Here is an 11,458-nt window from a genome sequence, read left to right on the forward strand (position 1 = left end):
TCGCTCACTGTACCTTGCCCCCTGCGGTTGACGAGGGGACAATTTCACCAGCTCAGCGGTTCTGTGTCCGGCCCCGACCTAGGTGCAGATCGCGGGATTCAGAGATGTGGGTAACGATGTGGGGTAAAATGGGTGAAGTGGCGAACAAGCGAGGCACTACCGTTTTGTTTGTCAGTCACAATATGTCTGCACTCGCGGAATGAACATGCAAGCTCCGTCGGAGTCAAGTCCGACCCACACAGGTCGATCACCGCAGGTGGGTCGGGCTTCAGCCCGACAAGCCCTTGCCCCGCGGCCCCCAAACGGCTAACCTACAGCCGCCGTATAATGCCTGAACAATTTGCCTCACGCCCATACCCTGAAAACGACAGGGTAGGTTGGTAGCGTTCCCGTAGCGCCGACGCAAGCCCGCCCCGGACCACAGGGCGAAGCCCCCGCGAGCGCCGCTCGCGCTCCCACGCTCCGAGCCTGTGCAAGAGTTCTTCGTAGGTTGGGCTGAGGAACGAAGCCCAACGATGAGGTCGCCCAACTGCGCGCCGAGATCCTGACGCAGAAAAACACCGGCGCGTCCCAGTGATCCCCGCATCGGGCGGCTTCGCATGCAGCGCGCCACCGTCCGCAGGACCAGCCCCGAACCCCGGCCCCCCAATGTGCGGCATCGCCGGAATCTTCGCCTACAAGGACTCAGCCGACGCTGTCGTGCGCACGGAGCTCCTGGCCATCCGCGACCACATGGCCGCCCGCGGTCCGGACGGCATGGGTGAATGGGAGGCGACCGACCATCGCATCACCCTCGCGCATCGACGTCTCTCAATCATCGATCTCTCCCCCGCTGCGGCATAGCCGATGTCCAGCTCCGACGGGAAGCTGGTGATCACCTTCAACGGCGAGATCTACATTTTCCGCGAGCTGCGCCGCGATCTCGAGACCGCCGGCCGCGTCTTCCGCACCCACAGCGATACCGAGGTTCTGCTGCATCTCTATGTCGAGCAAGGCCAGGCGAGGGTGCACGCACTGCGCGGCATGTTCGCCTTCGCGATCTGGGACGCCGAGCGCCGCCGTCTGTTCATGGCCCGCGACCCCTACGGCATCAAGCCGCTCTATTACTCGGACGTCGACGGCACGCTGCGTTTCGCCTCACAAGTGAAGGCCCTGCTGGCCGGCGGCGGTATCGCGACAGAGTACGACCCCGCCGGCAGCACGCTCACGGCCGACGCCAAGGGCGTCATGGAACCCAAGGTCTACCACTGCATCGCGCAGGTCTACGCAGACGCCGAAAAATAAGGCAGCCCAAGGCTCCCCGCCGATGCCCGGCAGATCATCCGCGACGCCTTGCTGGAGAGCGTCCGGCACCATCTGGTGGCGGACGTCCCGGTCGGCGCCTTCTTGTCCGCCGGCATCGACTCCGGCGCGCTCGTCGGGCTCATGCGCGATGCCGGCGCCAGTGATATCCAAACCCTGACACTCGCCTTCGAGGAGTTCGGGGGCCGTCACGACGACGAGGCCCCGCTCGCGGAACATGTCGCCCGCCGCTATGGCACCCGACACACCACGAGAACCATCACAGGCCAAGAGTTCCAAGCCGACCTGCCGCACATTCTCGCGGCCATGGACCAGCCCTCGATCGACGGGATCAACACCTGGTTCGTCTCCAAGGCCGCTCATGCGCTGGGACTCAAGGTCGCGATCTCGGGTCTCGTAGGCTGCGAGCTCGTCGGCAGCTACCCGGCCTTCACCGACGTCCCGCGCTGGGTCCGCTGGATGGGCCCCCCCCGGCACGCATCCCGAAGCTCGGCCGCACCCTCCGCCGCTTGGGCACCAAGCTGTAAAGCGGCAACCTTCCGGCGCATCGGCTGAAGGTTTCACCCAAAGCACTCGGCATGCTCGAATACGGCGGAACCTACCCCGGCGCCTACCTCCTTCGCCGAGGACTCTACATGCCAAGGAAGCTGGAACGATTGATGGGCAGAGACTGCGCAGAGCACGGCCTCCGGCGACTTGACCGACTCAGCCGGGTGCAAACTCAACTTGAGCCGCCCCCCGGCCGCCCATTTGCCCGGATCGCGACCCTTGAGTCGTCGCTCTACATGCGAAACCAACTGCCGCGCGATACCGACAGGGCCAGCATGGCGCACAGCCTGGAGATTCGCGTGCCGCTGGTCGATTCCACGACGGTCTCGGAGCGTGGGACAATACACCCCCCAGGCACCTCGTGAGGGAACGGGAAACAGCCCCGCGCTGTGACTGCCGGCACACTGATGTCCCCGGAGTCCACCCGACGCCCAGCCTGCCCCCATCGCAACGCGCCACCCGAATCCAGACCCACAGCCCGAGCTCCGACCGCACATGGACCAATACCTCGCTCATCTGACCGATTCCGAGAGCCCCATCGCCATCATCGGCCTTGGCTACGTCGGCCTGCCGCTCGCCGTGGAGCTCGCCAAACACCGCCCCGTGGTCGGCTTCGACATCAACCAAGCCTACATCGCCGAGCTGCGATCCGGCCGCGACGGCACACTCGAAGTTACCCCTGAAGACCTTGCCGCTGCCACGAACCATCTGGCCTACACCAGCGATCTGGAGGCCCTGCGCTCCTGCCGGATCTTCATCGTCACCGTGCCCACGCCGGTGGATGACTACAAACGGCCCGATCTCACGCCCCTGATCAAGGCGTCCGAAACCGTCGGCAAGGTGCTCAAACCCGGTGATCTAGTCATCTACGAATCCACCGTCTACCCCGGCTGCACTGAGGACGATTGCGCGCCCGTTCTGGAGGGACATTCCGGGCTTCGGTATCTTGCTTCCCCCTCTCCCCAGCCCTCCCCCGCGAGGGGGGAGGGAGCCCATCTCCCCTCTCCCCGCGCGGGGGAGGGGCAGGGGGAGAAGGGGCTTCAAACCAACATCTTCCACCTCGGCTACTTCCCCGAGCGAATCAACCCCGGCGACAAAGAGCACCGCCTAACCACCATCAAAAAGGTCACCAGCGGCTCCACGCCGGAGATCGCCGTGATCGTCGACGTCCTCTACAACGAGATCATTCTCGCCGGCACCCACCCGGCCAGCAGCATCCGCGTCGCCGAGGCCGCCAAGGTCATCGAGAACACCCAGCGCGATCTCAACATCGCCCTCATGAACGAGCTTTCGCTCATCTTCGACAAGCTCGGCATGGACACCCTCGAGGTGCTGGAAGCCGCCGGGAGCAAATGGAACTTCCTCCCCTTCCGCCCCGGCCTGGTCGGTGGCCACTGCATCGGTGTCGACCTCTATTACCTCACCCACAAGGCCGTCGCCATCGGCTACCACCCCGAGGTCATCCTCGCCGGGCGCCGCATCAACGACCGCATAGGCGCCCACGTCGCCGAGACCGTGGTCAAACGCATGCTCCAAAACGGCATCGGTGTGCGCAACAGCCGCATCCTCGTCCTCGGCCTCGCCTTCAAGGAAAACTGCCCGGACCTGCGCAAACCCGCGTCATCGACATCATCCTGGCACTGCGCGAGTACAACATCGCGGTGGACTGCTACGACCCCTGGATCGACCCTGCCGAGGCCAAGCACGAATACGGCCTCGAGTGTCTGTCCGAGGCCCCGCCGGCCGGCAGCTACGACGCCGTCATCCTCGCCGTCGCCCACCGCGACTTTGTCGAGACCGGCCCGACCGGGATTCGCCGATGGGCCAAGCCCAAGTCGATCCTCTACGATGTCAAATCCGTGCTGCCGTCATACCAGGTGGACGGCCGGCTTTAATTCGGGAAAAGAGTGGGAGTTGACCTTCCATTGATGCTCAACACGATATATCGGTAAGTCACCCATAGCTCTGCGAGAAATCCATCCTCATCACCGGCCGCACAGGTTCCTTCAATTCCAGTCAATTCCAGGGACCAATTCCAGGGACAGTTTACCTAATCCGGTTCCAGCAGCTCCAAGAGGTTCTGGGTATGAGACTCCCGTCGCGCTGCCTTCGGACCAGGCTTTTTTGCTTGAGCGGACGCCGGAGGCGTTGCTCCAGATCTTCGACAAAGGAATCCGGACCGAGCGGGCGGCCGTTGCCGGCATGCGCGTTTAGTACGTCGGCGATGTCCGGGGCGTCAGGCTCGCCGATGAAGCGATCCCAGTCGGAGATCAGCTCCAACAGCGGACGCACGCTGACGAGCTCATCGTCCACTCAGGCCAAATGGGCCCGGGCGCTCGACCACGGCCAGTCCTCCGGCCGTGCACAGAGCCGCGCACGGACGGGGTTCAGCTCCACAGACCTGGCAGCGGCGATGAGGTGCTGCTCGTCCATCACGAACGAGTGAAAACGCTCCTGCCAAAGATGCCCTCGCCAGCCTTCCCGGAAATTGATCATGCGCCTGTAGCGACGATGCGCCTCGCCCAGCGCGTCATGCAAACCGAGCTCATCGCCAGGGACCAGGATCAGGTGTACATGATTCGGCATGAGGCAGTAGACCAGAACCTGCGTGACGCACGCTCGACAGGACGTCGAGAGCAGTCGCCGATACTCGGCATAGTCCTCGTCGCAAAAAAAGGTCTGCTGGCGTCGATTACCGCGCTGGGTCACATGATGCGGAAGCCCCGGGACAACCACTCTTGGAAGTCTCGCCATCGGTCGGTCAATCCCTCGTCACAGAAAGCTCACTTTGTGTTCTAGCCGTTCCGTAGTATCTCGTCTAGGGTATTAAGTAAACTGTCCCCGGAACTCGCGGGCTCGGCAGCCGCCCCGGCCGTGCCGAGGATCGTCCATCCGCGACACGCCCCGCATCGAAGCCTAGATCCCCTTGTTTCTATAGCATGCCGTCTCGATTCGGCGGCGCCCCGATGCTGCCGTCCCGTGGGCTGTAGTGCCGTGCGAGCCATGCGGTGAGGCCCATCAGCCCGGGAAAGAGGACGCGCTCCGTGATGTTGGACTGATCGAGCTTGTCGCGTATCTCCCACTTGAGGTCTGCCGGGATAATGATCCGCCGGTAGAGTCGGGGCTGATCCGCCAACCAGGTGTCGAGCGGGACCCTGGGATCGGAGATGACCGAAAAGAAGGCGAACTGGTTGACGATCCGGTCGTCGATGGAGGGCGGCTCGAAGAAGAGGGCGAAGGGCGCTTCGCCGAGCGAGTCGAGCTCTGCCAGCGAGCGCACATCTTCGGACAACATCTCCACGGTGAAGACGTTGGCCCCCTCGAGGTCAAGCCGATGACGCAGACGCTGCGGGACCAACTGGTGCGTCAGGACATAGTTCACCGCCCAGATCGCGCCGTCGCGGTCGAATCGGTTCAGATCCGCGGTGGCAAAGTGCAAGGCGACGAACGGCGAATAGGTCCAGTCCATCAGCCGCGTCGGCAGCCCGTAGTGTTGCGCAACCGATAACCAGTGCCAGACGGAGTCCCGCTGCACGACGTTTCGGTGAGCGTATTTGCGGAAGTTGCGCAGCAGGTGCTTTTCGAGCGAGGGGTAATCGCCCCCGAGGCGTGTCAGGGTCGTGGCGAGGGGATAGGCTGCATCCGAGAGACCACGGAAGGCATAGCGCGAGCGGAAGCGCCCGATCTCCTCCACCCAGGAATCCGAGAAGAGCGCGTCCTGAAGCGCGTTCCAGCTCTCGACCCGAATGTCGACCATGACCCGAATCCTACGCAGCACAAGAAGCCCTCAGATTAACCCGGCTCCATGACGTTCACCTTGCGGCCGGAACCGAACGAGCCGGTCCGACCCGAATCCTTCATCCGGTCATCACAGAAGCGTAACGGCTCGATGCGAGCATGCCGAGGTTTTCAACCAACGGCCAGAGGATTCCCGTGCTATGCCTCCGGATCTGGAGCAGGGAGCGCTTGCACTGCCCCCTCGGGCGGACGGCGAGCCGGACGGGCCGCGGCGCCGGTCGCTTCCGGAACCGCAGGGCAGTGGAGAGCAGTCCGCATTGCCGTCGCCATTGCTCGCGACAGACCTTCGGACTTCCTTTTCGCCGGCTCCTTGGGCGGGACTTGAATCCATCGACATCTGGCGCTGGCCGCTCCCTGAGCAAACACGTCGCAGCGATCGGCTGCTGACACGCTTGGCGGGCACTTTGGCGCTGGGGCGGGTTGCCGAGGTCGATGCCTGGGATCGCGTGCATCCCGGCAACGACCCCTTTCTGCTTGTGGCCAACCACAGCTCCCGGCGTGAAGTGGTCCTGTTGACGGCGATCCTCCTGCTGGCTCGGGCCGGGCGGCCCGTCCGTTTCCTCGCGGATTGGAACTTCCGGCTCGTTCCGGGCGTCGGCCACCTCTACGCCCGCAGCGGGGTCATTACCCTGACAGGCAAGGCCGCCAAGCCGCGCATCCTGAATCGCCTCAAACCCTGGTTCGAGCCGCCGGTCCCCGGCCACCTCGCGGCCTTGCAGCATCTGAAGTGCGGCGGCTCCGTAGGGATCTTTCCGGAGGGCACAGTGAATCGAGACGGCAGTCGGCTGCTGCCGGGGCGCCGCGGGGCCGCACGGCTCTCGCTGCGGGCCGGGGTGCCGGTGGTCCCCGCGGGCATCCGCTTCGAACGGCAGGACATGCGCACCGGCCTGGTCGATACCTCCTCGCGCCTGACAATCCGATTCGGCGAGCCCATGATTCCGCCGTCCTCGCCGGGCCCGACCCCCTCCGGTACGGCCGTGAGCGATTGGCACGCGCATCTGATGTCGGCGGTCGCCGGGCTCTGCGGAAAGGACTGGCCCGGCAACCCGGCGAGCAGCGGCGGGTCACGTAAACCGGCCCCGGGATTCATCGAACGACGCAGCGGAGACACCCCATGTTGAGCACCATTCGGGTCGAGCGGATCCGGACGCCCGCGGATCGCCAGGCAGCCCTAAAGGTTCTGACAGCCACCTACCAGGACGAGAAACGCTGGGTCGAGCAGGCGGATTCTCAGATACCCGAGTCGGATCTGACGAACGAGCGGCTGTCCTGGTTCCTCGCGCGCCGCGGCGGCGCGCCGAGCGGGGTGCTGCGGATCCAGTACGAGCCGCCGGTCGATCAGTATCGCGCCTACGACATCCAGGTCCTGCGGCCTGGGCTCGATGTCGATGCCTTCCTGCGCTCCAACCGCTTGGCCGAGATCGGCCGCTTCGCCATCGTGCCCGAGCACCGGCGCAACCTGCTGATTGCCATGGCCTTGATGCGGGCCGCTACGCGCGAGACGGTCGAGCGGGGATTCACTCATTACATCACCGACGTCTTCGAGTCCGACCCCCACAGCCCCTACGGCTTTCACACCCGGGTGATGGGCTTCGACCCGGTCGCGACCCACGACCACGGGGAGTTGGCCTGCGCGAGCCGCCGCATCACCCTCATCCTCGACCTCAAGGCGGCGTACCAGCGTCTGCGTCGACGCAAGGCTTGGATTTTTAGGGCTCTGACTGCCGACTGGGATGAGGCGCTACATCGCCGCTTCGGCGTCTGAACGACGCCCCCCGGTTCGGGTGGAAGCCGAAAACGCTGCATCAGAACCCGCGGCGAAGTCCCGCGAGGGTTCGGCTCGCGACCGACTCTGTAGCGAACCTGCGTGCATATCCCGCAAGGGTGTGTATGAAGCCAGGTGTGGCGAGTGTGCAGGCCGCGTGACTGAGTTCCGAAAAGATATGCTCGTGGTCCATGAGGATAACCGAGCGCGAGCTTGGGAAAGCCGACGGCATCAAGGCGCCGGAAGGCTGTCGTCCTTGGAGCGCCGGGGCGAGCGACGAGGACACCACCGGGATCGACGAACGGGGTATGTACACAGATGGGTAGCCCGGGAACTTGAGAGGACCGTCATCTCCTTGTGGAGAGCACCGTTGAGGCACGCCGGTCAAGAGTCGGGCAAGGCGCGGTCGGGGTCATCGTCGCACCTGGGCAGCGAACCCGCGAGGGGACACAAACGCAAGCGATCGGGCATCCGGATCGGGTCTTCACAAGCATGATTCACCGCATGGACTTGGACCTTCTACGCGAGGCCTTCTACGAACGGCGTCGAGATGGCGCAGATTACCGGCGACTCATATCCGGAAGCTCTGCAAATCACCTCCATCCTTGGTCTCATAACAGCGTTTGCGGGCCTCGCTCGTAAGACCGTTGCGCCAGGCAAAGCCTGGAAGGAGGGGAAGATAGCGAACGGATAAGCCAATCGGAAACTCCTTTTTGCGACCCACCGGGTGCAAGTCCCGAGCCGGTAAGGAGTGGCCATCCACCGGAACCGAGTGTTGCGTGGTGCGGGAGCGATCCCGCCTGCGAAGCGTACACAGGGGGCGTGCAGGCCATGTGATGGAGCCCCGTCACTGATTCCAGCGGAGCCGACGTCTTCCGAACATCGGAAGGCAACAGTCTCGGCATCGCAACGGCCAGATGTCGAGACTCCGCCGGGGTCTGAGAGCAGGGCATGTCCGCACGGGTCGTCCAGGAACCTGGGAGCGCTCAGTGGTTCCTTGCCCGAGACGCGGCGCGGGCACCGCGGAAGAAGCCGCCCCGGCCTGTCGGCGCTGGTGCGGCCGACGGGAGCGAACAGGACCGACGGCAAGGTAGCGCCAAGCGAAGGTCACGACGTGCGGCGCGATGGCAACTGAGCAGTCAGAGTCGGCTGATAGTACCGTCGAGCGTGGGGAACGCACCCGAGCGGACCCACGGGAGGGAAGCGGCCGATCGGTTGAGACATCTTCTGAAGGGACGATGGCGTGAACATCGAGTCACCTGACCATCTGACCAGAACGACAGGAGATCGCGGCATGGGCTGAATGGTCCAACGGGTGTGCGACAGTTGTCGTGTAGCGAGCGCTCAACCGAGGAGCCGGATGCGGTAGTCCCGCACGTCCGGATCTGTGGGAGCCGCGGGTGGGAAACCACCAGCGGCCACCCGGTGCCACCCAAAGCATCAGTCGCTCGTGACACCTGCTCTGCGGTGTCACGCATGCCCCGTGGCGCTCTGCGCCACGTGCCACGATGGCCGGAGTTACGAGCAAGGCCGCACACACGCGAGGATCTTACCGGCGACCTGGAGTCGGTGGAGAGGATAGACGGAATCGAGGATTGGCAGTTCCGGCAGATCGTGGAGGCCGTCCTCACATTGCTCGTGACGGCCAACGCCAAGGTTGTTGGCGAGTTGGGAAGACCAGGAACAGACTCGGGTTTCTGGGCTATATCGGCAGATCGAGCTGATCGGTGTCGGCCAACTCTTCCCCCGGTCGGCCGGACGTGCCGGGCCAAGTGCGCCGACCGACCATCGTCGCGAGCTGCTTTTTGAAAGCGTTCACTGCGCAAGACGAAGCCAACGTTGGTAGCATCTCGAAGGCCGTTGAGTATGTCCCACCGATCGGTCGTTGTCCGGCGTGAACAGATGCCCCGATGACAGCAGGAAACCGTGGTCCGTCCCCGATTCTGCTCCGTCCCCGATTCTGCTCATTTCTCGCCGATGGGCAAGCCGACAGAATTGTCCGATACTGTCGCGCATGAAAGGAACGGAATTGATTCGGCGGGTTCAGCGATACGCCAAGGCTCATGGGCTCGCCTGCCACGTGGACCAGAAGCGCGGCAAAGGGAGCCATGTGACGCTTTATCTCGGTGAACGGCTAACCATCGTTCGCAACCCCGAGGATGAGCTGAAGACCGGCACCCTGTATGCAATGCTCAGGCAGCTTGGCTTGAGCCTCAGCGATCTGTGAGCGGAGCACCCGATGCAATTCATCTATCCAGCGACCCTGACGCCAGACCCCACCGGTGGCTTCGTGGTGACCTTTCGCGACTGGCCAGAGGCCATCACCCAGGGCGACACCCTTGAGGAGGCGCTTCTTGAGGCGGCCGACTGTCTGGAAGAGGCCGTCGCGGCGCGCATCGACGACCGAGGCGAGATTCCCGCGTCCTCGGCCCGTCTGCCCGACGAGCATCCCGTGGCGGTTCCGATCCAGACCGCGCTCAAGGCGGCGTTGTTCCTGGCCGTGGGCGAAACCGGGGTCGGGCCGACCGAGCTTGCGCGGCGGCTGGGGATCAACGAGAAGGAGGCGCGACGCCTGGTCGATCCCCGTCACGCCAGCAAAGCAGCGACGCTGGAGCGGGCCTTGCTCGCCGTGGGGCGACGTCTGGCGATCGAGGTCGAGAAGGCAGCGTGACACTAATGGGCGAGAGGCTGTGAAAAACCTCGGAGTCTCGGCGCAGGGCCTGAGGAGCGGTAAAACGCAAATACCGGGGACGGACCCTCAGGTATCCCCACGAATTCATCCTCCTCCGTGAGAATACCAGGGACAGACCACGGTTTCTGGGCTATATCGGCAGATCGAGCTGATCGGTGTCGGCCAACTCTTCCCGCGGTCGGCCGGACGTGCCGGGCCAAGTGCGCCGACCGAGCATCGTCGAGATCTGTTTATGAAAGCGTTTTCTGCCCAAGACGAAGCCACAGTTGGTCGCATCTCGAAGGACGTTGAGTATGTCCCACCGATCGGTCGTTGTCCCGCGGGAACGATGCCCCGATGATCGCAGGAAACCGTGGTCCGTCCCCTATTTCCCCCTCCTGTTTGTTAAATATTGGATAGGACTAAAAGGTGTCCGTCGCCTAACGTCAACCACAGCCCGCGCCAAACTGCGGCCTGAGCGAGAGCGAAGGCCGCAGTTTGGCGTCGGAGCTGGTGGGCTTGTTGGGCTTCAATTGCGTTACCTTTAAGCGAAGTGGGCGACTCGGACGGGTTTGGGAACAGAGAACGCTGCACGGTGGAGCTTGATTCTCTCGATTTCGTGCATCGTTTCGGCGGTCATGTAACTCTCGCCGCAGTGTGAGCAACTGACAACGGGAATATCCTCTATTACCAAGAGGTCGCTACCCTTCCCGAAGCTTCGAGTCACTTTTCGGACCACCGCCTCGGCAGCTCCGCAAATATCGCAAATTTGACTAGCCATAAATATCTCTGAAGACAGTGACGATTACGAGCTTGCCCGTTGGACCGAGTTTGACTACGGCAAAGGCGTTATCTCCGTCCAGTGTGGGTCCACGAATAAGCACTTTGGTTTCGGGCGGGTCCTTATCTCTCTGCCTTTCAACTACTTCTCCAGCGAGGATCAACCGCTCTACATCGAAGATAGTCAAACTGTCGTCGTCCATCTCTTCGGCCGCATGCACAGTAACGACATACTGATTCGTGCGCACGCATTCCCTGATTTGTCCGACAGTGGGCTTCATTTACGCGACGTGAATCTCTTCAGTAGCCCAACGACTAAGCTAACCGGCAGTTGACTTCAGTGCGGCTTTGCGGCAGAAAAGACGTGCTGAAGTCAAGTGTCCGGTTCAGCGAATTGTTGGACGAAGCCGCTACGCGGAGGAAGCCCGCGGTCGGCGTCAGCCTTAGAATGTCACCTCATGCCCTCGCTCGCGAGGGGTGTATTTTCCACATCATGGGGTTACGCCAGTATGTCCGTCTCCTGCGAAGAGCAATTCAAGCGCCACTACGAAGCCCATCTCAAGCACCTTCGACTCAAGGGCCTGCAGCCCAAA

The 11,458-nt window shown here is 63.3% G+C and carries 13 protein-coding genes and 1 pseudogene; 9 read left to right on the plus strand and 5 right to left on the minus strand.

What is annotated here, in order from left to right; all coding sequences use genetic code 11:
• Window positions 1–648: 648 nt before the first annotated feature.
• The 5 genes and pseudogenes from AADX97_RS27765 to AADX97_RS27785 all read left to right on the plus strand — a co-directional run bounded on the left by AADX97_RS27765 (window position 649) and on the right by AADX97_RS27785 (window position 3,746).
• Window positions 649–843 carry a hypothetical protein gene (locus AADX97_RS27765; protein WP_374238649.1) on the plus strand — a complete coding sequence of 65 codons (195 nt, stop codon included), beginning with the start codon at window positions 649–651 and terminating at the stop codon, window positions 841–843.
• A 3-nt stretch (window positions 844–846) separates the two neighbouring features.
• Window positions 847–1,284, plus strand: a complete 438-nt coding sequence (locus tag AADX97_RS27770) for a hypothetical protein (RefSeq protein ID WP_374238648.1) — start codon at window positions 847–849, stop codon at window positions 1,282–1,284.
• A 48-nt stretch (window positions 1,285–1,332) separates the two neighbouring features.
• Window positions 1,333–1,857, plus strand: coding sequence for an asparagine synthase-related protein (locus AADX97_RS27775; RefSeq protein ID WP_374238647.1), 525 nt, complete (start codon window positions 1,333–1,335; stop codon window positions 1,855–1,857).
• A 104-nt stretch (window positions 1,858–1,961) separates the two neighbouring features.
• Window positions 1,962–2,216: an asparagine synthase-related protein gene (locus AADX97_RS27780; RefSeq protein WP_374238837.1), complete on the plus strand. Its 255-nt coding sequence runs from the start codon at window positions 1,962–1,964 to the stop codon at window positions 2,214–2,216.
• Window positions 2,217–2,346: 130 nt separating this feature from the next.
• Window positions 2,347–3,746 (plus strand): annotated as a pseudogene (locus AADX97_RS27785) (nucleotide sugar dehydrogenase).
• Window positions 3,747–3,897: 151 nt separating this feature from the next.
• Here the strand turns inward: AADX97_RS27785 and AADX97_RS27790 are convergent.
• From AADX97_RS27790 to AADX97_RS27800, 3 genes are all read right to left on the minus strand, one after another.
• Window positions 3,898–4,164 (minus strand): hypothetical protein, encoded by a 267-nt coding sequence (locus AADX97_RS27790; protein WP_374237367.1) that lies wholly within the window; start codon window positions 4,162–4,164, stop codon window positions 3,898–3,900.
• Entirely contained in the window at window positions 4,165–4,605 is a 441-nt protein-coding gene (locus AADX97_RS27795; RefSeq protein WP_374237366.1) for a transposase, read from the minus strand.
• A gap of 178 nt (window positions 4,606–4,783) precedes the next feature.
• Window positions 4,784–5,608, minus strand: coding sequence for an FRG domain-containing protein (locus AADX97_RS27800; RefSeq protein WP_374237365.1), 825 nt, complete (start codon window positions 5,606–5,608; stop codon window positions 4,784–4,786).
• 181 nt (window positions 5,609–5,789) lie between these two features.
• Between AADX97_RS27800 and AADX97_RS27805 the strand changes: the two genes are divergently transcribed.
• From AADX97_RS27805 to AADX97_RS27820, 4 genes are all read left to right on the plus strand, one after another.
• Complete coding sequence (locus tag AADX97_RS27805) at window positions 5,790–6,770, plus strand: lysophospholipid acyltransferase family protein (protein ID WP_374237364.1); 981 nt, start codon at window positions 5,790–5,792, stop codon at window positions 6,768–6,770.
• Window positions 6,764–7,414, plus strand: a complete 651-nt coding sequence (locus tag AADX97_RS27810) for a GNAT family N-acetyltransferase (RefSeq protein WP_374237362.1) — start codon at window positions 6,764–6,766, stop codon at window positions 7,412–7,414. Before AADX97_RS27805 ends, AADX97_RS27810 begins: the two co-directional genes overlap by 7 nt.
• A gap of 2,014 nt (window positions 7,415–9,428) precedes the next feature.
• Entirely contained in the window at window positions 9,429–9,641 is a 213-nt protein-coding gene (locus AADX97_RS27815; protein ID WP_374237361.1) for a type II toxin-antitoxin system HicA family toxin, read from the plus strand.
• Between the two features lie 12 nt (window positions 9,642–9,653).
• Window positions 9,654–10,085: a type II toxin-antitoxin system HicB family antitoxin gene (locus AADX97_RS27820; protein WP_374237360.1), complete on the plus strand. Its 432-nt coding sequence runs from the start codon at window positions 9,654–9,656 to the stop codon at window positions 10,083–10,085.
• Between the two features lie 544 nt (window positions 10,086–10,629).
• On the opposite strand, the gene AADX97_RS27825 is transcribed toward AADX97_RS27820, so the two are convergent.
• A complete protein-coding gene (locus AADX97_RS27825; RefSeq protein ID WP_374237359.1) occupies window positions 10,630–10,866 on the minus strand; it encodes a type II toxin-antitoxin system MqsA family antitoxin in 237 nt (78 codons plus the stop codon).
• Window positions 10,859–11,146 (minus strand): DUF4258 domain-containing protein, encoded by a 288-nt coding sequence (locus AADX97_RS27830; RefSeq protein ID WP_374237358.1) that lies wholly within the window; start codon window positions 11,144–11,146, stop codon window positions 10,859–10,861. The genes AADX97_RS27825 and AADX97_RS27830 overlap by 8 nt, the downstream gene beginning before the upstream one ends.
• Window positions 11,147–11,458: the final 312 nt, after the last annotated feature.

The sequence above is a fragment of the Thiocapsa sp. C2-2m genome (genome assembly GCF_041903745.1).
Lineage (GTDB): Bacteria > Pseudomonadota > Gammaproteobacteria > Chromatiales > Chromatiaceae > Thiocapsa > Thiocapsa roseilacustris.

Bases quoted from the DNA above. Each gene is read 5' to 3' on its own strand.
- AADX97_RS27765 (WP_374238649.1), top strand. From the start codon at position 649: ATGTGCGGCATCGCCGGAATCTTCGCCTACAAGGACTCAGCCGACGCT.
- AADX97_RS27770 (WP_374238648.1), top strand. From the start codon at position 847: ATGTCCAGCTCCGACGGGAAGCTGGTGATCACCTTCAACGGCGAGATC.
- AADX97_RS27780 (WP_374238837.1), top strand. From the start codon at position 1,962: ATGGGCAGAGACTGCGCAGAGCACGGCCTCCGGCGACTTGACCGACTC.
- AADX97_RS27795 (WP_374237366.1), bottom strand. From the start codon at position 4,605: ATGGCGAGACTTCCAAGAGTGGTTGTCCCGGGGCTTCCGCATCATGTG.
- AADX97_RS27800 (WP_374237365.1), bottom strand. From the start codon at position 5,608: ATGGTCGACATTCGGGTCGAGAGCTGGAACGCGCTTCAGGACGCGCTC.
- AADX97_RS27805 (WP_374237364.1), top strand. From the start codon at position 5,790: ATGCCTCCGGATCTGGAGCAGGGAGCGCTTGCACTGCCCCCTCGGGCG.
- AADX97_RS27810 (WP_374237362.1), top strand. From the start codon at position 6,764: ATGTTGAGCACCATTCGGGTCGAGCGGATCCGGACGCCCGCGGATCGC.
- AADX97_RS27815 (WP_374237361.1), top strand. From the start codon at position 9,429: ATGAAAGGAACGGAATTGATTCGGCGGGTTCAGCGATACGCCAAGGCT.
- AADX97_RS27820 (WP_374237360.1), top strand. From the start codon at position 9,654: ATGCAATTCATCTATCCAGCGACCCTGACGCCAGACCCCACCGGTGGC.
- AADX97_RS27825 (WP_374237359.1), bottom strand. From the start codon at position 10,866: ATGGCTAGTCAAATTTGCGATATTTGCGGAGCTGCCGAGGCGGTGGTC.
- AADX97_RS27830 (WP_374237358.1), bottom strand. From the start codon at position 11,146: ATGAAGCCCACTGTCGGACAAATCAGGGAATGCGTGCGCACGAATCAG.